This window comes from Porphyromonas sp. HMSC077F02, from assembly GCF_001815465.1.
GTDB lineage: Bacteria > Bacteroidota > Bacteroidia > Bacteroidales > Porphyromonadaceae > Porphyromonas_A > Porphyromonas_A somerae.
Genome location: NZ_KV820617.1, coordinates 1,233 through 1,641 on the forward strand (window position 1 = coordinate 1,233; position 409 = coordinate 1,641).

At 52.1% G+C, this 409-nt stretch carries 1 pseudogene; it reads left to right on the top strand.

Annotated features, from left to right (window positions below):
• Positions 1 to 409: pseudogene (locus tag HMPREF3027_RS09555) on the top strand (TonB-dependent receptor); the annotation flags it as partial.

The following is a 409-nucleotide window of genomic DNA, read 5'->3' on the forward strand; positions in this document are numbered from 1 at the left end:
ATCCTACTCCAAGCAAGTCTGATCGGCTACAGCAACGAGCAAGTGCTTTGCAAAGACCTCAAGGAGCACACACTCACCCTCTCCGAGAGTGCCACTATGCTAGAAGAGGTGGCCATCACCGCCAATCGCGTCTCGCACCGATTGGTCGCTGGCGGACTTAGCACCAAGATCGATGGTTCGCCCCTCTCCAAGCTCACCGATATCTACAGCGTGCTCAGAGGTATTCCACTTGTAGAGGTAGAGAATGAAAAGGTAAAAGTAACCGGAAAGGGCACCCCAGTCATTTACATCAACGACCGACTAATGACCGACCCCAATCAATTGAGAGAGCTCAAGCCCTATCTCATCAAGGATATTCAAGTAATTACCAACCCCGGCGCCAAGTACAGCTCATCGGTCGGTGCCGTCA